The organism is Caballeronia sp. LZ019, from assembly GCF_031450825.1.
Classification (GTDB): Bacteria; Pseudomonadota; Gammaproteobacteria; order Burkholderiales; family Burkholderiaceae; genus Caballeronia.
In genome coordinates, this window is the sequence record NZ_JARTVZ010000004.1 from 221,437 (window position 1) to 245,975 (window position 24,539).

Annotated in this window: 14 protein-coding genes and 1 pseudogene; 6 read left to right on the forward strand and 9 right to left on the reverse strand. The window is 57.5% G+C overall.

Going from position 1 to position 24,539, the window contains the following annotated elements:
* Positions 1 to 35: 35 nt before the first annotated feature.
* The 6 genes and pseudogenes from P9255_RS12820 to P9255_RS12845 form a co-directional block, all read right to left on the reverse strand.
* Positions 36 to 1,307, reverse strand: a complete 1,272-nt coding sequence (locus P9255_RS12820; protein ID WP_309789694.1) for an MFS transporter — start codon at positions 1,305 to 1,307, stop codon at positions 36 to 38.
* Between the two features lie 183 nt (positions 1,308 to 1,490).
* Positions 1,491 to 2,830, reverse strand: a pseudogene (locus P9255_RS12825) (tetratricopeptide repeat protein).
* Between the two features lie 492 nt (positions 2,831 to 3,322).
* Positions 3,323 to 4,756: an amino acid permease gene (locus P9255_RS12830; RefSeq protein ID WP_309789695.1), complete on the reverse strand. Its 1,434-nt coding sequence runs from the start codon at positions 4,754 to 4,756 to the stop codon at positions 3,323 to 3,325.
* A gap of 346 nt (positions 4,757 to 5,102) precedes the next feature.
* The gene (locus P9255_RS12835; protein ID WP_309789696.1) at positions 5,103 to 6,353 is read right to left on the reverse strand and encodes a MalY/PatB family protein; all 1,251 of its coding nucleotides are present in this window, start codon (positions 6,351 to 6,353) and stop codon (positions 5,103 to 5,105) included.
* 515 nt (positions 6,354 to 6,868) lie between these two features.
* Positions 6,869 to 7,615: an SDR family NAD(P)-dependent oxidoreductase gene (locus tag P9255_RS12840; RefSeq protein ID WP_309789697.1), complete on the reverse strand. Its 747-nt coding sequence runs from the start codon at positions 7,613 to 7,615 to the stop codon at positions 6,869 to 6,871.
* A gap of 126 nt (positions 7,616 to 7,741) precedes the next feature.
* Positions 7,742 to 9,082, reverse strand: coding sequence for an MFS transporter (locus tag P9255_RS12845; RefSeq protein ID WP_309789698.1), 1,341 nt, complete (start codon positions 9,080 to 9,082; stop codon positions 7,742 to 7,744).
* 313 nt (positions 9,083 to 9,395) lie between these two features.
* Here P9255_RS12845 and P9255_RS12850 point away from each other — a divergent pair, with 313 nt between their 5' ends.
* On the forward strand, positions 9,396 to 11,177 hold the full coding sequence (locus P9255_RS12850; RefSeq protein ID WP_309789699.1) for an FAD-dependent oxidoreductase: 1,782 nt from the start codon (positions 9,396 to 9,398) through the stop codon (positions 11,175 to 11,177).
* A 94-nt stretch (positions 11,178 to 11,271) separates the two neighbouring features.
* On the opposite strand, the gene P9255_RS12855 is transcribed toward P9255_RS12850, so the two are convergent.
* Positions 11,272 to 12,126 carry an IclR family transcriptional regulator gene (locus tag P9255_RS12855; RefSeq protein WP_309789700.1) on the reverse strand — a complete coding sequence of 285 codons (855 nt, stop codon included), beginning with the start codon at positions 12,124 to 12,126 and terminating at the stop codon, positions 11,272 to 11,274.
* 237 nt (positions 12,127 to 12,363) lie between these two features.
* Between P9255_RS12855 and P9255_RS12860 the strand changes: the two genes are divergently transcribed.
* Positions 12,364 to 13,212: a TIM barrel protein gene (locus P9255_RS12860; protein ID WP_309789701.1), complete on the forward strand. Its 849-nt coding sequence runs from the start codon at positions 12,364 to 12,366 to the stop codon at positions 13,210 to 13,212.
* Positions 13,213 to 13,354: 142 nt separating this feature from the next.
* On the opposite strand, the gene P9255_RS12865 is transcribed toward P9255_RS12860, so the two are convergent.
* Positions 13,355 to 14,281: a LysR family transcriptional regulator gene (locus tag P9255_RS12865; protein WP_309789702.1), complete on the reverse strand. Its 927-nt coding sequence runs from the start codon at positions 14,279 to 14,281 to the stop codon at positions 13,355 to 13,357.
* 143 nt (positions 14,282 to 14,424) lie between these two features.
* Here P9255_RS12865 and P9255_RS12870 point away from each other — a divergent pair, with 143 nt between their 5' ends.
* Together P9255_RS12870 and P9255_RS12875 are read left to right on the forward strand one after the other, a co-directional pair.
* Positions 14,425 to 17,865, forward strand: coding sequence for a molybdopterin-dependent oxidoreductase (locus P9255_RS12870; RefSeq protein WP_309789703.1), 3,441 nt, complete (start codon positions 14,425 to 14,427; stop codon positions 17,863 to 17,865).
* A gap of 68 nt (positions 17,866 to 17,933) precedes the next feature.
* Positions 17,934 to 19,385, forward strand: a complete 1,452-nt coding sequence (locus P9255_RS12875) for a TIGR00366 family protein (protein WP_309789704.1) — start codon at positions 17,934 to 17,936, stop codon at positions 19,383 to 19,385.
* 335 nt (positions 19,386 to 19,720) lie between these two features.
* On the opposite strand, the gene P9255_RS12880 is transcribed toward P9255_RS12875, so the two are convergent.
* Positions 19,721 to 20,404, reverse strand: coding sequence for a TetR/AcrR family transcriptional regulator (locus P9255_RS12880; RefSeq protein ID WP_309789705.1), 684 nt, complete (start codon positions 20,402 to 20,404; stop codon positions 19,721 to 19,723).
* A gap of 233 nt (positions 20,405 to 20,637) precedes the next feature.
* Here P9255_RS12880 and P9255_RS12885 point away from each other — a divergent pair, with 233 nt between their 5' ends.
* Together P9255_RS12885 and P9255_RS12890 are read left to right on the forward strand one after the other, a co-directional pair.
* On the forward strand, positions 20,638 to 22,776 hold the full coding sequence (locus P9255_RS12885) for a hydantoinase/oxoprolinase family protein (RefSeq protein WP_309789706.1): 2,139 nt from the start codon (positions 20,638 to 20,640) through the stop codon (positions 22,774 to 22,776).
* A complete protein-coding gene (locus tag P9255_RS12890; protein WP_309789708.1) occupies positions 22,773 to 24,506 on the forward strand; it encodes a hydantoinase B/oxoprolinase family protein in 1,734 nt (577 codons plus the stop codon). Before P9255_RS12885 ends, P9255_RS12890 begins: the two co-directional genes overlap by 4 nt.
* Positions 24,507 to 24,539: the final 33 nt, after the last annotated feature.

Consider the following 24,539-nt stretch of genomic DNA (forward strand, 5'->3'; position numbering starts at 1 on the left):
TCAAGGCCGGTCATTGCTCTTCGAGCGGGCCGGCATTAATCGTTCGTGTCCCTTCGCACCGAGCGTCCGCCCTTCTGACGCGTCAATGCGAAAGCCAGTAGCCCGAGTACCGGCCCGGGAACGAGAAGCCACGATGCATCAAGACCGATGCGCTCGAAAAGCGCGGTCGTCGCCGCAATTGAAACGACGGTCACCGCAAATCCAATCGAATTCTGAATGGCAAGCGCACTCCCCACCAGAATGGGTGGACACGCCCGGGCCGCGAGTGCAGAGAACTGCGGCGAATCCGCGACCACCGATGCACCCCAGACCGCCAAAAGAGCGACAAGCGCTTCGGGCGAAAGATAACGCCAGCCGAGCGCGAAGATAAGACAACAAAGACCCGATATGGCCAGCGCGCCCATCGCGACCTTCGCACTTCCCAATCGTCGGGAAAGAAGGCCGCCGATAAGCGATCCAATCGCCCCCATGCCGATTACCGCAAACGACATGGCTGGAACACCGAGCCCGGGGAAACGCGCCGTAATTGTAGAGTGCGAGATTAGAATCGGAACGACGGTCCAGAAGGTATAAAGTTCCCACATGTGACCAAAATACCCGAATGTCGCGGCCCGAAATCCACGAAGGCGGAAGGCGTCGAAAACCGTGGGTCGTAACTCGGTCTCCAACATGCGCGTGTTGTTCGATCGTGCACGCGCCGACGCATGTGGACCGTCTCCGAGCGCCCGAATCACGACCGCGCCGGCGACGGCAAGGATTGAGGAAGCAGAGATGATTAACTGCCACGGAAACGCCGCTCCCATCACGCGCATGGCATGCGGTAGGGCCGTACCCAGAACGAGCATTGCGACAAGTTGCGCCAGCGCCTGCCCCGTCCGATCGGGAGCCCAGCCGACGATCAGCTTCATCCCCATCGGATAAATTCCTGCAAGGCAGATCCCGACGCCGAAGCGAAACGCTGCGCCACTTACAAGGCTCGTCGAAAGCCACGCAAAGCCAAGATTGAATGCGGCGCCAGCGAGCGCGCTGCAGACAAATATCTTGCTGGCGTTAAAGCGGTCCGCCGCACCGCTCATCGAGATGACAAGGGTTCCAAGAATGAATCCAATCTGGACTGCGTTCGTTAGCCAGCCAATATCGGCGGCACTTGCTTGCCAGATTCGCATCAAGTCCGCAGCCGTACTGTTCGCGCTGAACCACAGTGCCGTGCCGAACAACTGTGCGATCGAGATCGATGCCACGGGTCCAATGCCATCGACCAGCAATCGCCGGAAAACTGTTGCCTTGATTGTTACGCTGGAATTCATTTCGTTTTCACGGCCACGGGCTCAGATACTGTAATGGACCACCGAATGCCTCAGCCGAAATCAGGCTGTCCCGCATCGCGCCGCGCATGCCAAACGACTTGATCAAGTGATTGCATTGCGTTCGTTCGCGCAACCCATGTTGCAAGATTGCGCGCATTTTGAGGCGGCCGCCAGAGGAGGTCGTCACTGTGGTGCAAGGTCAGCCGAAGAAAGCTCGTTGAGCCAAAGCAAGTCTCGGCGAGACGGACGACGATGCAAGCGCTTGTTGACAAGGTCGTGAGCCTTCCTTGAATCTCCGCTGCGCATCAGCGCAACCAGAAGCGTATCCTCGACAATCTCCCGCTGTGCGCCGCTCCCGCCGATACGCACGACCTCGCATGCTACCGGTTCGAGGATTTTTGCTGCAAGGCCGTACTGCTCTTCTGCAAAGGCAAGCGCGGCCCGACAGATTGCCGGCACCACCGGACCCGCAGGCAACTTGCCTTCCTCGATAAGCTGGTTCAGCGCATCGACTCGCTCCTCTACCGCGTCCTTATTGGACGTTGCTGCAGCAACGAGCGCCATATGAAAATCGGCGAAGGGGAAACCCGCATCCTTGAAGTACCCAGACGCGTATTGCGCCGCGTCGTCCCACATGCCTGCGGGGACCACATGACCATATGCCTGCATGCGCCACAGGAACGAGGACGTGTCGCTCACAATGTTGATGGGCGTGCCAAGGGACGACGACGGGGCGACGTGTTCATTGTAGATGCCGAGTGCGCGTTCCGTGTCGCCGCGCTCGAGGGCGATGAGCGCCCCGTGCCATGCGATGTGGCCATGCAGCACGCCATTCTTCGGGTATTCTGGCAGCCATCCGGAGATCACCGTCTGTGCCTCGTCATTCGCGCCGGACTCGTGCAGGACGTGGGCGACGGCATGCACCGCATTCACGTTGTGTCGGCGTAACTCAAGGGAGCGCTGGGTGAGCGCACGTCCTAGCTTCACATCGCCGTTCTCGCCGTGCGCCCATCCGCGGTACGTGAGGAACCACCAATCGTCCGCATCGAAATGCCGAGCATGACGCTCGCACAAGTTGAACGCGAGCTTGATTGTGATCGGCCATTCCTGAAAACGCCAGGAGGCCAAAGGCTCCAAGCGGCATTGAGAGAATGAGGATGTCGCGCGGCCACTTGTCGGCGTGCGCGAGCGCGCTGGCAAGCGCCTTCTGACCCTGACCATGGATAGCGTATGAAAGCGTCTGTACGTGACTACGCTCACGCTCGGTTCCATTGGAAGCGACCAACTCCGCCGCCTTCGAAATCTTGGTGCGCGCTTCGGCGAGCTGGGCGCTGACGGCATGCAACCTCGCCCGGGCAGCGTGAGCAAGAGCGAAGTTCGGATCGGCGGCGATCGCTTCATCCAATGCTTCGCCGGCGCCGGGCCACAGCGACAGAAGAAGGTTGAACGCCCGCGCGGTAGCGTTCGGCGGCAAACTGGGAGTCTGTCGAAAGCGGAAGGTCGTATCGGTCGGAACAGGTCATGCGCGGAAAACTCCAAAAATCCTAAGCGATCAATTCCAGCTGCGTTAGTGCTGAAGTACTGAAAGCCCAGTAAGGAAAACAAAAGATTGAATCGATTAACTGCGAGTGCAAGGTCTTGGAGGCCAACCGGACGAAGATGGGTACATTGGCCGCGTGACGCATGTGGTTGTCGTCCAACGTCGTCGGTTCGTACTCGCTTCCGACGTCGCACCTTGCCCGAGCTGGTCTCGCCTGTCAGCGCCGTGATGCCCCCGCTCACATAGTTAAGCGTCTTGATCAGCTCAAGCTGGCTCTTCTCGAATCCCATGTCCTTTGGCATCCCCTTGCGCAAAACGAGCCGATCGCGAAGCTCTGTGAGGCGCTTCACGCAGATCCCGCCGCCTCACAAGAGCCATCCGACTAAACGCTGCAGAACAGCGAGGAAGGCGATTCACCACGCTGGTCGGAGCGAGCCGCCCATCCGTCCAACGAGTTGCACGAGTCGGAGGGGCTTTAGGCCAACTGGTCCTTAACCTCACCAAGTTCGCCGTTCGCGCTTGTTTCAGACGCATCGTTACGAACGTAGAACCGGTAGGCGACATACACTACGGCCACCCAGACCGCAGACACAACGAGCGACATACGCATGTCCGGCAGGATGGCGATACCCACTAGGACCGCCCCAACGAAAAGCAGCGCGATGTAGTTGCTGTATGGATAAAACGGCATCTTGTACGAAAGCTTATCCACCTCTCCGTTGCGAATCTTCAACTTACGGAAACGCAGATGGCTGATTAGGATCGATCCCCATGCGCAGACCAGTGCGAACACCGTCACCGACGAGAAAAGTTCGAACGCCTGTTCAGGCATGAGATAGTTCAGCAGCACGCCGGCAAACATCGTCCCGAAAACCATCAAAATCGCCCGATGCGGCACCTTGCGTGAGTTCGTCACACCAAGAAAAGCGGGTGCGTTCTTCTGCAGCGAGAGGTTATAGAACGTGCGGCTGTTGGTGAACACGCTTGCATTCACGGCGGATAACACGGCCATGATCACCACCAAATTCATGATGCTCGCAGCTGCCGGGATACCAATCTTTGTGAACACCTGAACGAACGGGCTGCCCTTGGTCGTCAACGAAGTCCACGGGAACACCATCAGGAGCACTGCCATTGCGCCGACGTAGAAAATGAGCAAGCGCCAGAACGTCGCGTTGATAGCCTTGGGCATGACCGTCTTGACGTCCTTGGTCTCGCCTGCTGCCAGCCCGAGATTCTCGACGCCGCCAAAGGAGAAGGCGACCATGACGATTGCCAGAAACGTTCCCCCTGCGCCCTTCGCAAAGAAGCCGCCGTGGTCTACGAGATTGTGATAACCGATCGGCACGCCGTTGTTACCAATGCCAAACACAATCATCCCGGCGCCGAACGCGATCATCGCGACAATGGCAACCACCTTCACCAAAGCGAACCAGAACTCCGCCTCGCCGTAAATCTTGACGCCAATGACGTTGACGCAAAACATCACAGATACCGCGGCGCCGGCCGTGACCCAAATCGGTATGTGTGGGAACCAGAAATGAACGTAGTTTCCTAAAGCGTTCAGGTCCGCCGCGCTGGTTGCAAGCAGGAATATAAATGCATTCCAACCATTCAAGAAACCTACAAAACGGTGAATGTAGCGATTTGAATACGAAATGTAGGAACCCGATACCGGCTCCTCGACCGCCATCTCACCAAGCGCTCGCATGATGAAGTAGATAGCAATCGACGCCAGCAGAAAGACGAGAAGAATGGCTGGCCCGGCTGTCTTGATTGCCCACGAAGATCCGTAAAAAAGACCTGTCCCGATGGCGCCTCCGATAGCGATCATCTGGATGTGCCGATTCTTGAGGTCTCTTTTTAGATCCTCCTGCTCATATGTTTGCGTCTGAATGTTACTGCTCATGTCGCCTCCATTTATGGATTGATTTTGTTCTTTTAGGGTTAGGAAATCGATTAGTCCGACGCACGTAGCCGGGAACCCGCAGCGTGACGTCGCACCACTATTAGGTCCGTTCTGCCGCTCCTGGGCACAGATGTTTCTTGCTCACCGTGCGCCGCTATTTCGGGAACAGCAGTGTCGTCTTCAGCTCTTTGCTGCGCCGAATAAAAAACAAACAGCGTTTCTCGATGGGACGGCATATCCGTCACGCTTGCGTGTTTCTGAGATTAGGGCCTGCCTGCGCGACGGGGCAGTGAAGGCCGCAGCGTGCGCCGAGGAGACGGCCGCGCACCAGCGGCGCCAGTCCGATTTAGAGTTCGGCGAGAGCGTTGGTTAGACGGCGGATGGCCTCATCGATCGTGGCACGCGGGCACCCGAGATTTGCACGCATGTAACCGTGACCTTCCAGCCCGAACTTTTGCCCCTTGTCCAGCCACAAGCGGGCCTTGGTCAGCAAAAACGTGTTCAGTGCATCCGGGTCCATTCCAAGCCCGCGACAGTCCATCCAGGACAGGTAAAGAGAATCAGCCGGAAGCACTTCAACTCGGGAAGTCATGCTGTGAACCGCACTGCGAAAGTGAGCATGATTATCGCGAAGGTAAGGCAGGAGTTCCTCCAGCCACGGCTCGCCGTGTGCGTACGCCGCCTCCGCCGCCACCATCCCGAGCGTGTTCACTGACTGGTACATGTTCCTGTCGAATTGCCGGCGCAGTTCGTCGCGCAGGCGACGGTTCGGAACGAAGAGGTTCGCGCTTTGCAACCCAGGCAAATTAAAGGTCTTGCTTGGCGCAGTGCACGTGATGCTATTCTCAGCAAACTTGTTGCTAAGCGAAGCGAACGGCACGTGCTTCTTGTACGGGTTGATGATGAGGTCCTGGTGAATCTCGTCCGAAATAACCAATATGCCATGCCGCAAGCAGATTTCGCCCATCGCCTGCAGTTCGGCCTCGGTCCACACATTTCCTGTCGGGTTATGCGGATTGCTCAGAATGAAGAGCTTCGTGTTCGGCTTGATGGCTGCCTCGAACGACTTCTCGTTGAATCGATAGGCCATCCCGGCGCGCTCCAGAGGCGCCAGCGCCAACTGTCTCCCGTTCAGCAGCACGTCGTCATGGAAGTGCGCATAAACGGGAGGTTGAATCAGGACCGAGTCGCCTGGGGCCGAGAAAGCCTGGATAGCGTTCTTGAGCGCAGTAATGATGCCGCTGGACTGGAGCACCCATTCCGCGGACACGTCCCAGCCGAATCGCTTTGCTTGCCAACCGGTCACCGCCGCAACATAGCTATCCGTGGCGCCCCGCGAATATCCAAAAACGCCGAACTCGACTGCTTCATGAAGCGCGTCGACTACGGGTTGGGGTGTGCGGAAGTCCATGTCTGCGACCCACATGGGCAGCGGGTTTGCCGCAAACTCTTCTTGACTCAACAGCCGTTCCCCGAACGCCCACTTCAACGAGTTGGATTTCTTTCTGTCGGGCGCGTCATCGAAGATTGACTTGGCCTTCGCAGCGCAGGCGCCGTTGCCCGTCATTTCACGGTGAACTTTCACGATAGCTTCCATCTGCAATAGAACGGCACGCGAACGGCGTGACCTCGTATGCAACTAGACTAGCAGCGCGAAAATCAGACGAACAATGGTATGTTCTCACGGGGCAATGAGCGTAGCTCATGGATGCCGAAGCCCCGCCGGCCGGGAGTTTCCCCGAGAAATCGGACGGACAACGCGACTAGAAAGCGTGAGGCCATGTTGTACGGTGCGATGGTTGCGACCGCTGCCGTCTCGGTTCACGCCGTTTCAGGCTTTGACGAACGTCGCCTGAGCAAAGAAAGTGCAATTCAAACGTCCCGGTTCTGCGCCCAGCAGATTTGCAGCGCTAGGCGACTGCATGCGCGTGCGTGTGCACTCAAATTAGCGCTTACGGATCTTCTGCAAGAGCGCGCGGTGGACCGCATGTACATGCCGACGCTTGTTGAGTGGGATACGCGGTCAGCCCCGTCCTACCACGGCTTGAATCCGATGCCTCGAACGCCAACGAGCCGCTCCCATCAGTGGATGTGCGAACGAGCTCGGATCGGTCAATATGTGGCCCGGCCGCCGGTCAAGTCGAAGGTGAAACCGGTCGTGAAACTGCATTCGGGACCCGCAATCCAAGAGACCATCGCCGCCACCTCCTCAATCGTCACAAACCTTCCCATCGGGATCTTCGCCTTGATTGTGGAGATGAACTCGGGCGTCATCTGCTTCAGAAGCTCCGTGTCCGCCATCGTAGGCGCGATGCAATTCGCGAGCACACCCGAGCCCGCCAGTTCCTTTGCAATGGACTTTGTGTACGCGATAACGCCGCCTTTGGCGGCCGCATAAGCGCTGCCGCCGGGATTGCCTTCCTTGCCCGCGATGGAAGCAACGTTGACGATGCGTCCATACCCGCTCTCGCGCATCTGCGGTATAACTGTGCTGCAGCAGTAGAAGACCGACATCAAGTCGATCTCCAAGACTCGCTTCCACGCGTCCGAAGGGTACTCCCACGTCGGATGGATCGGTCCATTGATGCCCGCGTTATTGACAAGGATTTGAATGTGACCGGCCGCTTCCTTTGCCTGCGCGAAAGCCGTTTGCACGGAGCCTAAATCAGCCACATCAACCTGTTGTATTAAGAACGGCTCGAAACCGGCGTTCGCTGAGTCGAACCCGCGAAAGTCGAGATCCCAGAGGATCACCTTCTTGCCTTCCGCCGCCAGCCGTTTGGCGATGCCTAAGCCCAACCCGCGGGCGCCTCCAGTGACGATCGCCGTTTGACTCTTTTCAAATGCTTTGTCGCTCATGATGTTTCAGTTCGATAGCTAGCGTATTGAATGATGCGCCGGTGCGTCGACCGCTTAGTTGTTGAAAACTACCGGTAGACGCCCCAGTAGAAGTGTCAACAGCCATTCGGCCGTTTCGACGATAGCCTAGTCGCGGAACTTGACCCAGCGATACGACCAGATGCTTGTGAGACCACCGACAAGACAGAGACCGCCGAGCAACAGGGCGATAGGCATATACGAGCCTTGAGCGCGATTCACAAGCGCGGTGGCGATTAACGGCATGAAACCACCCGCAGCGCCGGCGAGAGCATAGCCGAAGCCCGCACCGCTATAACGTACTTTGGTATCAAACAGTCCGGCAAACCACACCGGCTGGACCGCAGTTGACATGTTGTGGCAAACATTGATGATGATGAAGAAGCCGACTGTGATCATCGGGATCGAACCCGTTTGCAGCGCGTGGAAAAAAGGTATCGCGCCTGCGGCTCCCGCAATGGACCCAATCAGATAAAACCAACGAATGCCGAAGCGGTCCGCGAGCTTCGCGAAGGTGGGAAGCGTTACCATCGCCAGCGCCATCGAAATCATCGACGCAATCATCACGTTGCCCGGAGGCGTTTTCGTGTAATTGGTGACATACGCGAGGGAGAAGGTGAACGAGAGGTAATAGGTGCTTTGGTCGAGCAATCGCATACCGATCACAGCGAGAATTTGTAGCGGATTCTTTCGCAGAACGATTCCGAGCGGCGCGCCTGCTTCAGCGTGTTGCTCTTGCACCTCTTGTTGGAATTCTGACGATTCCGGCACTGTTCGGCGAATCCAAAGCGCAATAGCGGCCAGGAAGATGCTGATGAGAAAAGGGATTCGCCAGCCCCATGCCATGAACTGATCGTGCGTCGTCAGCCTTTGGCAAGTGAAGAAAACGATGGTCCCAAGTAGCAGCCCAACGAACGAGCCTGTCTGCACGCCGGCCGAAAAGAAATTGCGACTCTTCTTGGGTGCACTTTCGACAGCCATCAACGCTGCGCCTCCCCATTCGCCGCCAACTGCGAAACCCTGAACTGCGCGGAGTGCGACAAGGAGAATAGGCGCCCATACACCAGCGGTAGCATAGGTGGGAAGCGCGCCGATGAGCGTACTTGCCAAACCCATGATGAGAACAGTCAGCACCAGCATATTGCGACGACCGATTTTGTCGCCAAAGTGACCGAAGACCGCACCGCCTACCGGGCGAAACAAGAAGCCGACCGCGAAGGTGCTGAATGCGATGAGCAGGCCGGTCGCTGGCTCGTTGGCGGGGAAAAACAGAGGGCTAAATACCGTCGCTGCCGCCGTTCCGTAAAGAAAGAAGTCATACCAATCGATAACGGCGCCGACGGAACTTGCAAGCGCTGCGCGCCGCGCACCTCCTGTGCTAGCCCGTTGTGTTGCTCTGTCGGCAGGTGAGAGGTTCGAAGACCTCTGCGCATCAAGGTTAATTGTCATCCTCAGTCCCTATCTCGCAATAAGCTTCTAAACAAACATTGGCTGCCGCGTCTCTTGTGCTGGCTTGGCCGAGTCGCAATTCCTCGACACGCTTGAGGAGATATTGACACAACTCCACGTTCTATGGAATAGTGTTCCACATAAAATGGAATTGTTTTCCATTCAGTGTTTACCCGCGTGCCGATGCGCATGCGCTCGTTGTGACTGTCGGCGCGTGCCCCTCAACCATGACTTTTTTCTGGACCACATAATGCGTGCGTGCTGTCGGAAAGCGCATTTGCGCCGCACATAAGCGTCCTGAACAGATACAGAAATGAACTCAAGTGAACAGATGGAATGCGACGTTTTGGTCGTCGGTTCCGGCGCGTCGGGACTGTCAGCCGCAGTGACGGCGGCGCATCACGGACTGAAAGTCATCGTTGTCGAGAAAGAGAACGTGTTCGGCGGCGCGACCGCGTGGTCAGGCGGATGGATGTGGGTGCCTGGCAACCCCCTCGCCAGGCGCGCGGGAATCAACGAAGACCCGCAGCAACCTCGCACTTACTTGAAAAATGAACTAGGGCGCAGGTACGAGCCCGAGCGGATCGACGCGTTTCTCGATAACTGCGGCCCGATGGTTACGTTCTTTGAAGAGAACACGTCGCTGCAGTTCGTAGATGGAAATGGTATCCCCGATGTGCACGGGAGCGTTAAAGGCGCCGCAACCGGCGGCCATCAGGTGATTGCAAAGCCATTCGATGCGCGCGAGGTCGGACCGCTACTCAAACGCCTACGCAAGACAATGCGTGAAACGTCATGGATGGGGATGCCTATCATGGCCGGAGCGGACCTGAGCGCGTTTCTAACGCTGACTCGGTCTTTCAAATCGTTCGTGCATGTCACCAAACGAGTGATGCGGCATACGTTCGATATGCTGCGGTACGGTCGAGCCATGCATTTGGTCAATGGGGTGGCGCTGATCGCCCGACTCGCGAAATCAGCACAGGATCTAGGCGTTGTCCTAATGGAGTCGGCACCTGTGACCCGACTCGTGTTCGACGGTGCCGCCGTCCGTGGTGCCGTTATCTCCACCACCCATGGCGAACGCACGATTCGCGCAAGCAGAGGCGTCGTGCTGGCAGCCGGTGGCTACCCGAATGACGTCGATCGACGAAGACTGACTTTCCCGCGGACACCAACGGGCAAAGAGCATCTGGCCTTGCCTCCGACTGGCTGCTCGGGAGACGGCATCCGACTCGGGGAGTCAGCCGGTGGAATGCTGGTCGATGATGTTGCATCACCGGCAGCGTGGGCCCCTGTCTCGAAAGTTGTACATGCCGATGGCACTGTTGGCCACTTCCCGCACATTATCGACCGAGGCAAGCCCGGCATCATCGGCGTGCTTTCGACCGGCAGGAGGTTCGTGAACGAAGCGGACGGCTATTACGATTACACCGCTGCCATGGTCGCATCGGCCCCGGAGGGCGAGGAAGTCGCATCGTGGCTGATATGCGACCACCGCTTCATTCGACGATACGGCCTCGGGTATGCACGGCCCTTTCCGTTGCCTATTGGGGCGCTCATTCGCAACGGCTACTTGAAACGCGGTTCGAGCATCAAGGAGCTGGCCATTCGTTGCGGCATTAATGCCGCCGAACTCGATGCAACCGTCTACCGGTTCAACACACACGCTCGCCGCGGAGATGATCCTGAGTTCTTGCGGGGTTCAACGCCATACAATCGCAAGAATGGTGACCCGTGGCACACCGGTCCCAATCCTTGCGTCGCGCCGATCGAGCAGGGACCTTTCTATGCGGTCAAAGTGCTGCCGGGCAGCTTTGGCACGTTCGCTGGACTCAAGACCAACGGCCACGCGCAGGTTTTGTCTTCCAACAATAGGCCCGTTGAAGGTCTCTATGCGGTAGGTACGGACATGGCGAGCGTGATGGGTGGCTTCTATCCATCGGGCGGCATCAACCTTGGCCCGGCAATGACATTCGGATACGTTGCTGGGCGCCATGCGGCGGGAGCGACGAAAGACGAATCGTATCGAGTAGGTGTCCCCGACGAAGCAATTTCACCCGTAAAGCTCCGGCCTAAGTCGGAAGCTCACTAGAGCCAAAGAGGGTCGTTTGTGTCCAGCTGCAACGGAGCATGGCCTCGCGTGTCCTTGCCGCCGGATCTCGAGTTGGATGTTCAAGGCGAGTGGTCTAGCCCGGCACGCCTTCTCTAACCGCGTCTGCCGCATTAACTGGGTTCGTCAACGCGGGGGAGCCCGGCACAAGTTTTCCGATCTCTTGCGCCGCCTCAAGTACCAACGGAGCAAGCTCGTGAAGGCGCGTCTCCGGCAGTCGAGAGACCGGTCCAGCAACGCTCACTACACCGATCGGTCGCCCAGTGTACGGATTGACGATTGTCGTCGCGATTGCCGACATCCAGTCGGTGAAAGTTTGAACGGCAACTGAATAGCCAAGGGTTCGAGCAGCTCGGACGCGGGAGAGCACATCCTCAACCGTTTGAGGTGCCTGAGGGCCGTAATCTTCTCGACGGCCCACACCCTGAGCCTCGATCACGGCAACTGCTTCCCTGTCCTCCATTTGCGATAACCACGTGTAGCCAGTGGCAGAGCATGAGAGCTGCGCGACCATTCCCATGTCAGGATCGTAGCGAAGTCCAGTGCGGGCACCCTGCGCGCGAGCGACCCAAGTGAGTTGGTTGCCGTCTGCAACAGCCAGTCGAACGAGTTCGCCTGTCTCATTCGCGAGCCGATTCAGCACTTGTTGAGCCGCGTCAACGTAGCCCGTAGACGCGAGATGTCGGAACGCCAGCACCTGAAGCTTAGTGGTCAGCACATAAACGCCACGATCTTGCTCTTGGCGGAGGTAGCCATGCTCGAAGAGCGAAGCGAGCAGCCGATGTGTGGCGCTACGAGGAATTCGCAGCGTGTCCGAAATAGCAGTTAAGGTCATCCCATTTGCGCTTCCCGAAAGGAGCTCCAAGATGGCCAGACCACGGTCAAGCAACCCTGAAAACCCCGGCTCTGGCGCTGTTGCATCGTTTTTCATTCATCCCCTCACGCGAATGGCTATCCGCCCACGAGTGTACCTTCAGCCGCTGTGGAATTTTGTTCCAAAACTCACGGAATTATGTTCCAATTTTGGGGGAAACCGCATTCTGAAGGGCTGCGTGCCCTTTTGAACGAACCTTGTTGTCGATTGCGACTGCTTCGCCGGAGCGGCTCGGTCATGATCTGCGACGCATGCCAAGATTGTTCGATTCGGACCTACTAGAAGGTGAGAGACATGAGACAAGAATTGAAGCAGATATCGCTAGCGAACCTCGCCATCGGACGTGTGCCGCAGGTCGATTTAGTTCGCGCCGCAGCGAATGCAGGGTTCGGTAAGGTCGGACTGCTCTTAATGACGGCGACGGATAAGCCGCTCGAACATGAAGTGTTAGGACGGCCAGAAGTAATCCGAGAAGTCAAGGCAGCGCTTGCTGACACTGGCGTGAAGGTTTTCGACGTAGAGGCGTTCGTACTCTGTCCTGAAACGGACATTGAGCGCTTCAAGCCTGCGCTAGCGTTAGGGGCGGAGTTCGGCGCGACTCACATCTCGACCATCGGCACCGCTGTGAGCGCAACGTCCTTCCTGTCGGACCAGCAGCGGGTCGAATTGTTTGGAAACCTCTGCGACGAAGCCGCGCGACACGGCTTATCAGTCGGGGTCGAGTTCATGCTCTACCGCGACATTCGAACATGGCGAGAGGCACTTGGGCTTGTCGAGGCGGCCGGCCGGTCAAACGCTGGTCTTATCATGGATATCCTGCACTTCTTCCGAGCCGGCAGCCAGCCGGAGGAAATTGGGCAAATCCCCGTCGAGCGACTCGCCTACGCCCAACTGAGCGACTGCGTCGGGGATGCTCCGTCACTGGAAGATCTGCCACAAGAAGCGCGCACGTCGCGATTCCACCTCGGTCATGGCGTTATCCCGATCAACACCATCCTCGATCAGCTTCCGGGCGATATTCAAATCGTTATTGAGACACCGGTGAAAGCAGAAGCTGACCTGTCCACGTTCGACCGTGCGACCTCGGTCGCTCGGCGAACGATTGAATTCTTCTCGTCCCGACAAAAAATTACGAGCCGATAGCCGTCCGATACTCTCGACGCGCGGCCCGAGCGGACACTTCTACTCCGGCATGGTTCAATCTCATGCCCGATACCTACGCAGAGGAGCTCACAGATACACGCGTTCGCCGGCGCGCTGAAGGCTCTTCTTCAAAATGAAGATGTCATCGAGGCAGCATCGCTGGGGCCTCCCTCCGAACGGACTGGAAGAAAGAAAGCACCGCGCGCGCTTGTGACGACGTCTCGCCGTCTAGCCGGCAGACGGTTCCGATATCCATCGACGGAACAAGTGCATCCAGGTTGCGACGACTAATGCGGTTGCCTTCTAGTGACCACTGACGAAAGACAAAGTCAGAAAGAATCGTCACCCCTTGACCTAGCGCTACAAAGCTCCGAATCGCCTCGATCGACTTGGTCTGCAAAATGACCCTCGGGGCAAGGCCGTACTGCCCCCAGTATCGATCGACTGTCTGCAGATGTTCATCCATGTCGAGCAACAGGTAGTCTTCGCGCGCTACATCGTCGAGCGTTACATTGGGCTTGGTTTGGAGGGGATGCTCTGGATGGGTCCATAACCGCCGTGGCGATCGAATGAGCGTTTCGTACTCGAGTGCTTCTAGGCGCGCTGTGTTCGATACCAACAGCAATCCGAAATCGAGCTCTCCGTTTGCGACAAGCCGTTCGATCTCGGCTCGGTCCCTCTCTACGAGGTTGACATTCAACCGCGCGAAGCGCTGACTCAAATTCAGCAGTAGTGGCGGCATCAGATAAGCGGATATTGAATCCGTCACGCCAATTGCCACGGAGCCAGCGAGGTCATTTGGCTCGGCGCGCGCTGCTGTCACTGCGCGGTCTAAAAATTCCACCCCCCCCTTCGCATGTCGCAAGAATCTTTCACCAGCCTCCGTTAGACGCACCCCTTTCGGATGGCGCGCTAACAGATCGACGCCGACAGCATCCTCCAAATTTTTGAGCGCGATCGTCATCGACGACTGTGTAACAGCACAAAGACTCGCAGAACGCGAGATCTGGCCGGTTTCTGCCACCGATAGGAAATACTCGATCTGCCGCAAAGTGAAATGCGTTTTCATTAACCACCGTTAGTTCGTCAGCTTGCTTTCCGGACGGCCCGGCCTCCATTGATTTTTTCAATGTCCCGCCATCCAAAGTATGAACTTGGCGATGCGCATTTGGCTACTTATGTTTCTGTCAACGCGAACCGTGTGGATCAACGATGGAAACCGCTGAAATAAAGGGATTTTGCACGCTGTGTCGTTCCCGGTGCGGCACTATGAACACCGTGTCCGGCAACAGGCTTATCAAGGTACGCGCCGACCGCTCGCATCCAACCGGCGCCGCTATGTGTATGAAGGGAAGAGCGGCACCGGAGCTAGTCGAGCATCCTGACCGAATCGTCTATCCAATGCGGAGGACGGCTCCCAAGGGTGCGGCAGATCCGCAGTGGCGAAGGATTACGTGGGATGAAGCGCTGGCTGAGGTTGCGATGAAGCTCGACGAGATCCGCCGCTCCAGCGGTGCCGAATCTGTCGTGTTCGGCGTTACCACACCAAGCGGAACGGCAATAAGCGACAGCATCGACTGGATCGAACGATTCGTGTGGTCGTTTGGAAGCCCGAACATGTGCCATGCGACCGAAATCTGCAACTGGCACAAAGATGTCGCGCACAAATTTACATTCGGCTGCGCGATGCCGACTGCGGACTACGAGAATGCCGATGTAATCGTGCTATGGGGAACCAATCCAGCAAACACTTGGTTAGCGCAGGCAGACGCGATCGCTAGAGGCCGCCGTCGTGGCGCGAAACTAATTGTCGTGGATCCAAGGCCCACGGAACTCGCACGAACTGCAGATTTGTGGTTACGTGTTAGACCCGGGACCGATGGAGCCCTCGCCTTGGGCATTGTCAATCGCATGCTTGGTTGCGGCGATTATGACCGACGCTTCGTCAGTGAGTGGACGAATGGTCCGTTACTTGTTCGCACAGACAATGGACGGTTTCTTCGCGAGAAGGATCTAGATCGCGCCGCGGTAACAAACCGTTATGCGATCTGGAATTCGACGGCAGGACGCATCGAGTTGATCGAGCCCACTCAACCGGGCCAAAGCCCCGACGCAGCTCTTGACGGTCTTTTTATAGTTGGTTTGGATGACGCCCTAGGACGACGCGAGACCGTCCCCTGCGAGCCCGCTTTCGCATGTTACGCGCGAGCAGCTGCAGGATGGACTGCTGATCGCGTCGAGACCGAGACCGGCGTTCCAGAGAACGATATCTTCCTTGCGGCGCGGCTGCTGAAATCCGGGCAACGCATTGCATACCATGCTTGGTCCGGCGTCGGCCAACACACCAACGCCTCTCAAACCGAACGGTCAATCGCCACGCTCTATGCCCTCACGGGTGCCTTTGATACCGTCGGATCTAACCGCGAGTTGACCACGCTCCCGACAAATCCGCTGTCCGACTTCGCACGTCTCCCCCCTGAGCAGCGGGACAAAGCGCTGGGACTGACGGACCGCCCGCTCGGGCCACCGGCACAGGGGTGGGTTACAGCTCGCGACGTTTATCATGCGATCGTCCACTCGGAGCCATATCGCGTTCGAGCACTGTTCGCCTTTGGTACTAACATGATCTTGACGCAGCCAGATTCAGCGGCTGCTGAAGTAGCTCTGCGCAGTCTTGAATTTCACGTTCACTGCGATTTATTCGAAACCCCTTCGGCGCGATACGCTGATATTTTTCTCCCGGTTAACACTCCGTGGGAACGGGAGGGCTTACGTTGTGGTTTCGAGATAAATGAACGTGCGGTCGAGCTGATCCAGCTCCGCCCACGTATGGTCGAGCCACGTGGTGAATCCCGCGCTGACTACGACATTGTCGTTGATCTGGCAACTCGTCTTGGAATGCGCGACGAGTTCTTTGGGGGAAGTGTCGAGGCGGGCTGGAATCACAAGCTGGCTCCGCTTAACCTAGACGTGCGGACGCTGCGGGAAAAGCCGGGCGGCATCTATCGGCACTTGGATCAGCGCGAGCGAAAGTACAGCGTCGAGTCCGACCAAGGTGCGAGAGGATTTGCAACGGAAACCGCGCGCGTTGAACTCTATTCAGAAAAGCTGTTGCGCTACGGCTATTCGCCGATCCCCTGTTACGTCGGCCCCACAGGAGGCACGGCGCACGCACACAAAGAACTTTATCCGTTCTGGCTAACTTCAATTAAAAGTGGCTACTTCTGTCATAGCCAACACCGTGGCATCGCGTCATTACGCAGGCGCGCGAAGTTTCCGGTGGTTGAACTGAGCGCTGATCTCGCAGCCGAAAAGCAGATCGTCGAGGGCGACTGGCTAGTCATCGCGACGGCCCACGGAACGGCTCGATTCGAAGCTCGCGTGTTGCACTCTCTCGCGCGAGAAGTATTGGTCGCGGAATATGGATGGTGGCAGGCATGTGACGCAGCTGGGCTAAAGGGCTGCCCGACGGATGGTCCGAGCAACAGCAATTTCAACGGCTTAGTTTCGAGTGCCGGCCAAGATCCGATCAGCGGCTCCTCTGCGCTCCGCTCCGTTGCTTGTAATGTGTCGATCGACCCCTGCTTCGACAAAGCGCGGCGCCATTGGAAAGGATGGCGCGATTTCGTTGTTGCCTCCATTACTGACGAGGCCGAGGGGGTTAAATCCTTCACCTTCAGCGCGAAGGATAACGGGCCACTACCGGACTTTTTGCCAGGTCAGCACCTCAGTATCGAGGTGTTGACGCTCGGTTCTAACGACACCACGCGTGCGTATTCGCTCGTGGGGCCATCGACACAGGGAGATCGACGCACGTACACGATTGCGGTTCGTCATCAAAGAGGCGTCACCGAAGAAGGCGTCGGATACGAAGGAACAATGTCATCGTATTTGCATCGGAGCCTCCGCACAGGGCAGACCGTCAGATTGCGCTCGCCGGACGGTAGCTTCGTGCTGCCGGTCATCTCGTCACGACCCGTCGTCATGTTTGCTGGAGGAATCGGCATCACGCCTTTCCTGTCATATCTTGAGTCGGTTGCACAATCCGATGCAGCGTCGCATGAAATGCGCTTGTTCTACGCAAATCGTCACCACCTGTCACATGCTTTCAAAGAGCGCATTGACGAACTCCGGGCAAGGGTCCCCAGCTTGACGGTAGTGAATTGCTACAGCGACCCCTTAGAGCCCAGTCCAAATCCGCAATGGTTGTACGGGCAGCATTTGAAGGCCGACGTTGTAACTCAGGACCTGATAGCGAGGCGGCCGTTATTTTATTTCTGCGGCCCTCCCCAGATGACTAAGACCATCTCGCAAGACTTGATTGCGCGGGGAGTTCCTAGCTTCGACATATTCAGCGAAACGTTTCGTTCTCCCCCAAACCTCAACCTGGATGCTAGTCAGCGATACAACGTCACGTTCCTCCGTTCGCGATCTTCAGCCGTATGGACACCCGAACGCGGCACGCTTCTATCGTTTGGAGAGAGCCTGGGCGTTTCGATGCCAAGTGGGTGTCGGGTTGGACAGTGCGAGAGCTGTTCGGTCGCAATATCGTCAGGCAGTGTATCCCATCTGCACGGTGACGGGCCTGAAGAAGAGAACAGTTGTTTCAGCTGTCAGGCGGTTCCCTCGTCCGACCTGATTCTCGATATTTAAATCGTATTGTGAATCACAACAGCCATATCGGCCTAAATCGTTTTTTTAAGGGGTGAGACGGAGTAGACATGGATAATCTCTCAACAACTTTGGAAGCCAAGTTGAATCCTCAGAATCATGGAGGGAGACTTGAACGATTGGCTGCGAGCGTGACTGGATGGTCGGAACGCTGGTTCCCCGACGCTTATATTTTCGCGGCGCTGGCCGTGATTGCGGTTGCAATAGGAGCGCTTTGTATAGGTGCCCCAATTCAGCGGGTCGGGGTCGCATTCGGGGATGGCTTCTGGACGCTGATTCCATTTACTATGCAAATGGCCATCGTCACTATCTCTGGCTATGTAGTCGCGGTGTCTCCTCCGGCTTCTCGAGCGATACGTCAGCTTGCATGTTTGCCAGGGAACGGGAAAACTGCAGTGGCATTCGTCGCGTTCGTCAGTATGGCCATGTCGTTCTTGAGTGCCTCGCTCAGCCTCGTCTTCAGCGCACTTCTGATACGGGCATTGGCCGCGCGAACAGAGCTGAAGATGGACTATCGGGCAGCGGGGGCAGCGGGTTACCTTGGACTTGGCGCGACCTGGGCGCTCGGCATCAGTTCGTCGGCATCGCAACTTCAAGCGAATCCGGACAGTTTGCCCAAAAATTTGCTGGCGATCACCGGTGTCATACCTTTTTCCGAGACCATCTTTCTGCCGCAATCGATGTTGATCGCAGCGGTGTTATTACTTATTTCGATCCTCATCGCGTATTTTTCAGCGCCGGACGGAAGCCGAGCGAAAACAGCGGCGGATTTCGGCATGAGCGTCAACGATTCTGACTTACAGTTGGGCCGTCCGTCGCGGCCTGGAGATTGGCTTGAGTACAGTCCCCTCGTCACGATCTTCGTCGTCGGGCTCGGCGCCATTTGGATGTGGCACGAATTTTCCGTCAAGAATCCCGTACTTGCTATCTCAAATCTAAACACATACAACCTCCTGTTCTTGCTCCTCGGAATGATCCTCAATTGGCGCCCTCGTCGCTTTCTCAACGCAGTGGTGAAGTCTGTACCGTCGGTTTCGGGGATATTGATTCAATTCCCGTTGTACGGCGGAATCGCCTATATGCTAACGAAGGCAGCCGCACCGGGGGGCTTGCCTTTGGCTGATCACCTTTCGAGTGTTTTTATTTCAGTTTCTTCGCAGAGCAGCTTTCCCGCCGTCGCGGGTGTCTACTCAGCGGTATTGGGCTTCTTTGTACCTTCAGGCGGCGGGAAGTGGATTATCGAGGCGCCATATGTGATGGAGGCAGCGAAGGCTCTACACGTGCACCTCGGCTGGGCGGTGACCTTGTATAACGCTGCTGAAGCGCTTCCCAACCTTATTAATCCGTTCTGGATGCTCCCTCTGCTGGGAGTCCTTGGAATCCGCGCTCGCGACATAGTCGGCTTTACCTTCGTACAGCTTCTCGTGCACGCACCCGTCGTTATCTTTCTGCTGTGGGCCCTCGCCGGCACTCTCACCTATCATCCACCAATAATGCCCTGATTCAACTCTGCTGCTGTGCCCGACCAGCATGAAAAACATTGCGGCAACGTTGATCGGGACCCATGCTTTTTTGGGCTTTGCTGAGCAGGAGGGATCCTGCTCGCCTGCTCGCCCTCCTGCCCCGGCAATTCTCGCGGCGGGTCAAGCTGCAGAACAGTTTCACTGCACCCCTGAAATCTCGAATCGGGAGGCATCCCGGGCATGTTGTCTTCGACTTACTCTGCGCCGCCTGTCGAACCCAGTCACTAGATTCGATCTCGTGCACTATGCGCCCTCAAGCGTTGGGTGCGGTCTATACCGGCGCCAGGACGCGTCTCGGGGTGGATGGTTAATGGTTACGACGGTCCGCTTTGGTATCGGTCCAGATTGCACAGATAGCTGATTATCAGCTCCGGTACATGTTGTAGTCGCGATTCCAAGCGTTCCGCAGATGCTAGGTCAACGCCCAGCACATAACTCAATGTGTAGCGGTTAGAGATGAAGTAAGACCCGAGGCCGGAGATGGAAACGTACAAGTCAACCCAGTCAACATCGGGGCGGAAAAGCCCTTGAGCCTTTCCTCGCTCTAGTATGTCTGCCAAGGCGCTCTTCAGCGGATTGAACATATCGAGAATGACCTTGGACTTGCGGATGTGCCGCGCCTTGTTCAAGTTCTCCGTTGCCAGCAGCAAAACGAAGTTGGGTTCCTCGATGAAGTGCTGGATGGTGTGCGTGACGAGCGCGCGCATATCATCCACTGGATTCTGGCCCTTCAGACCCAGCTCGTTCTGCCGGTCGCGCATCGCCGCATAGGCGCGCTCCATCACTTCGATGAACAAAGCTTCCTTGCTCTCGAAGTAGTGGTAGATAAGGTTCTTGCTGATCTTGCAGCGTTCCACGATTGCATCGACACGCGCACCGTCGAAGCCCTTTGTCGCAAATTCCTTTGTCGCCGTCACCAGAATCTTTTCCCGGGTTGCAGCGGCATCTCGAACTTTCGCTCGCTTCGCTGTTTTGACAGCGGTTTGGGCAGCTTCCATCTGCGGCATTCTCCTTGAAGACGGATGACACATCATATCCGATCTACTAACCAAGGAGTTAGTACCGTAAGACCAAAATCGCCGCCCGTCCTCTACAGGCATAGGGTTTTCCATGGCTGACAAAGATAATCTGCGCACCTATCTTACTGACTAGTTAGTTAGATAGGTGCGTTGACCTCGCCAAATCATCATGAACTGCGGGTCTTCGCGCGAATTTCTTCGGAGGAATGCGCATGGAGCAGGCTAGCAACGGCCTCGGTGTCCGCGTAGGTTGCGACATCGGAGGAACGTTCACCGACATCGTGATGGCGATGCCGGACGGGCGTTTGTTCGTCAACAAGACGTCGACCACACCTCACAACCTAGGCGAAGCCATTACAAGCGGGCTACAGCGTCTGATCGATCAGTCGGGCATTTCACCGGAGGACATCACGGAGATCGTGCATGGCACGACGACGGCATCGAACACTATCTTGCAGAAAGTGGGTGCCCGCGCCGGCCTGCTGACGACCTCAGGATTTCGCGACGTGCTCGAAATTGGTCGAATCCGCACCCCGACCATGTTCGATCTGAGTTGGCAGAAGCCAGAACCGCTGGTCACGCGACGTTATCGCCGTGGCATAGACGAGCGGATCGATGCGCAAGGCAACGTGATCAAAGCGCTGAACATCGACGAAGTTGTCCAAGTGGCAGGTGAGCTCGTCGATGAAGGCGTTGAAGCCATTGCGATCTGCTTCATCAACAGCTATATCAACCCGACGCACGAGCGCATGGCGAAAGAAGCGCTGGAGCAGGCGTTTCCGCATCTGCTGGTCACAATGTCCTGCGACGTTTTACCCGAAATCAAGGAATACGAGCGAACGAGCACCACCGTCGTCAACGCATACATCCTGCCGGCAATGAGAACGTATCTGCGCCGTCTTCGAAGCGATCTCAGCGAAATGGGCGTGCGCGCGTCGTTGCAAGTGATGGCATCGAACGGCGGCATGATGGGCGTCGGCAGCGCGAGCGAAAAGCCGGTCTTTGCTGTCGCGTCGGGTCCGGCTGGCGGCGTTGCCGGGGCCGCACGAATAGGCGCGCAAACTGGCGGCAACGACCTCATCGTATTTGACATGGGTGGCACGACCGCAAAGGCTTCGATCATTACCGGCGGCACGCCTTCGCTCACCAACGAATATGAATTCCGCGATGGCATCAGTGCACCGAGCCGTTTCGTCAAAGGCGGTGGCTACGTGCTGAAGGTTCCGGCAATCGACATCGCCGAAGTTGGCGCCGGCGGCGGCTCGCTCGCGTGGATCGACGCAGGCAATCTGCTTTGCGTCGGACCCGAATCCGCCGGTGCTGACCCCGGCCCGGCGTGTTATGGACGCGGCAACGAGCGTCCGACAGTCACGGACGCGAACATGGTGCTGGGTTACCTCAATCAGCAAGCATTGGCTGGAGGAAGCCTGCTGGTAGACCCGGCGCGTTCCCGGCAGGCGGTGGACGAACACATCGGTGCGCTTCTCGGGCTCGATACAGTCGCCGCTGCACACGGTATCCGGCACGTCGCCAATGTGAGTATGGCCCGCGCGCTACGCGCCGTCACCGTCGAACGTGGGCGCGATCCGCGCGACATGACCATGATTGCGTTTGGTGGCGGCGGTCCGTTGCATGCGGTCGATGTTGCCCGTCTGCTCGGTATCCGCCAGGTGATCGCCCCGGTCATGGCCGGCGTGTTCTGCTCCGCCGGGATGTTGTGTGCGGATGCGGAGCACAACTTCGTGAAGGCTATCCTGCGGCCACTTGCCGACTGCGATTTGCAAGAATTGACAGCGGTCATTGATACCCTGAGGGAACAAGGCCTCCGGATTCTCGCTGAAGAAGGCTATCCGAAAGAGACGGTAGACACGGCGGTCAGTTTCGACCTGCGGTACCTCGGCCAGAGTTCGGAGCTCACGATCCCGGTGGTAGGCGCAGACCACGCGGGCGCTCTCGGCGCGACGCTCGTAGCAAAAGTCGCTAACGACTTCGGCCACGCCTATGAGCAGACCTTCGGATATCGCAACGACGAACCCCTCGAACTGGTGAATGTGCGTCTTTCGGCCTATGGACGTAGCGAGAACCGCATGAACTTCGACGCAATCCGCGTTGACTCAAGCGCACTTCGCGGCGTCACAGGGACCCGCGAGGTCAGTTTTTCCCGTGACGAGCCGCCCATCGAGACTCAACTGGTCGCTCGCGGATCCATCGACGGCCATGTGTTGGATGGCCCGCTCATCATCGAATCGTATGACACCACCATTGTCGTACCGCCTCACACCACCGTACACGCCGACCGCGTCGGCAACATCATCATCGATATTCTCGACTTACCCAAGGAGAGCGCATGAGCACCGACTTCGATCCTGTCACCTTCGCGGTGGTCAAGAATGCAATGGATTCCATCGTGGACGAAGTGGCTTACACGGTGATCCGCACCGCGCGCTCCGAAATCGTGAAAGACGTGATGGACTACTCCGCGGCCATTTGCGACCGTCACGGCCAAATGATTGCGCAGGCGAAGACCATCGCGCTTCATTTGGGCGCAATTCCCGAAGCCATGGCCGCCGTACAGCAACGGTATGGCAGCGACATCAAGCCCGGTGATGCCATTGTCGTGAACGACCCGTATCAGGGGGGCATGCACCTTCCGGACATCTTCATGTTCGTGCCCTTCTTCTACAAGGAGGAACTTGAGGGGTACTGCGTCGTTATCTGTCACCACACGGATGTCGGCGGTCGCGTGCCCGGCTCCAACGCCAGCGACTCGACGGAAATCTATCAGGAAGGCTTGCGTATTCCCGTCCTGAAACTTTACGAAGCGGGCCAGGTGAATGACACACTTTCACGCATCATCGCTCAGAACGTTCGGGTACCCGACCGTGTGCTCGGCGATCTCAAGGCGCAATACGCAGCGAGTCAAGTCGGCGTGCGTGAGCTGACCGCGCTCTTCGAGCGCTACGGACGGCATCCGGCTCGAATGTATCTGGGCGAGCTGCTCGACTATGCGGAGCGCTTGACGCGCGCTGAGATTCGCACGTGGCCAAAGGGCACCTTTTACTTCAAGGACTACATTGACGACGATGGCTTGTCTCCCGACCCGATTCCCATTCAGGTCGCGCTGACGGTACACGACGATCATGTCACGGCCGACTACACGGGCTCGTCGCCGCAAGTTCGCGCCGCGATCAATTCGACACTGTCGTACACCAAGTCTTGCACCTACCTGAGCGTGCGCTGTGCGCTTAAGGGTGACGTGCCGAATAACGCCGGTGTATTCAGGTGTATCGACGTGAAAGTACCGGAAGGGTCGGTGCTCAATCCGCTTTCGCCAGCAGCGGTAGCCGCCCGTGCGCTTACGGGGTATCGGGTATTCGATGCCATGCTCGGTGCGCTCGCACAAGTCGTTTCCGATCGGATCCCCGCCGCCGGCGAGGGCGGAAACACCGTGGTCTGCCTCTCGGGCAAGAGCGACGCTGGCAAGCCCTACATCATCGTCAACATGATCTGTGGCGCGTGGGGCGGCCGTCCGGCGAGCGATGGAATCGAAGCGATTACGAATGCGTCTCAAAACCTTTCTAACACCCCGGTTGAAACGCTCGAGTCACAGCATCCGGTCCGGGTGGAAGCGTATGAGCTAGTTGAGGATTCCTGTGGCGCAGGTGAATATCGCGGCGGCCTGGGCATTCGCAGAAGCTACCGAGTCCTAGCCTCGGATACGCTGCTCCAGTTGCGTGCGGACCGCATGAAGTTTGCGCCTTACGGGCTGGCCGGCGGGAAAGCGGCCCGAACCGCGCAGAACCTGCTTGAACATGAGAACACTTTGACGGAATTGCCGAGCAAGGTGGGCATCACCATCGACCGAAACGATCTGGTGACGCACGTCCAGCCGGGCGGAGGCGGTTTCGGCAACCCGCTTGCCCGCGATCTCGATCGGATTCGCAAAGACGTCTGGGACCACAAGTTGAGCGCGGGCTATGTGCGTGAGCACTATCACGCCGTCGTGGATGCTCGTACCGGGGAGATCGATGTGGGAGCGACCGCCACGTTACGAGAGGGTCGTGTTGCACAGGCGGCCTGAGACGCTTGTAACGGCAGTTCATTAAATACAACT

Coding starts and splice junctions, on each gene's coding strand:
- P9255_RS12820 (WP_309789694.1), bottom strand. CDS start 1,307: ATGAATTCCAGCGTAACAATCAAGGCAACAGTTTTCCGGCGATTGCTG.
- P9255_RS12830 (WP_309789695.1), bottom strand. CDS start 4,756: ATGAGCAGTAACATTCAGACGCAAACATATGAGCAGGAGGATCTAAAA.
- P9255_RS12835 (WP_309789696.1), bottom strand. CDS start 6,353: ATGGAAGCTATCGTGAAAGTTCACCGTGAAATGACGGGCAACGGCGCC.
- P9255_RS12840 (WP_309789697.1), bottom strand. CDS start 7,615: ATGAGCGACAAAGCATTTGAAAAGAGTCAAACGGCGATCGTCACTGGA.
- P9255_RS12845 (WP_309789698.1), bottom strand. CDS start 9,082: ATGACAATTAACCTTGATGCGCAGAGGTCTTCGAACCTCTCACCTGCC.
- P9255_RS12850 (WP_309789699.1), top strand. CDS start 9,396: ATGAACTCAAGTGAACAGATGGAATGCGACGTTTTGGTCGTCGGTTCC.
- P9255_RS12855 (WP_309789700.1), bottom strand. CDS start 12,126: ATGAAAAACGATGCAACAGCGCCAGAGCCGGGGTTTTCAGGGTTGCTT.
- P9255_RS12860 (WP_309789701.1), top strand. CDS start 12,364: ATGAGACAAGAATTGAAGCAGATATCGCTAGCGAACCTCGCCATCGGA.
- P9255_RS12865 (WP_309789702.1), bottom strand. CDS start 14,281: ATGAAAACGCATTTCACTTTGCGGCAGATCGAGTATTTCCTATCGGTG.
- P9255_RS12870 (WP_309789703.1), top strand. CDS start 14,425: ATGGAAACCGCTGAAATAAAGGGATTTTGCACGCTGTGTCGTTCCCGG.
- P9255_RS12875 (WP_309789704.1), top strand. CDS start 17,934: ATGGATAATCTCTCAACAACTTTGGAAGCCAAGTTGAATCCTCAGAAT.
- P9255_RS12880 (WP_309789705.1), bottom strand. CDS start 20,404: ATGGAAGCTGCCCAAACCGCTGTCAAAACAGCGAAGCGAGCGAAAGTT.
- P9255_RS12885 (WP_309789706.1), top strand. CDS start 20,638: ATGGAGCAGGCTAGCAACGGCCTCGGTGTCCGCGTAGGTTGCGACATC.
- P9255_RS12890 (WP_309789708.1), top strand. CDS start 22,773: ATGAGCACCGACTTCGATCCTGTCACCTTCGCGGTGGTCAAGAATGCA.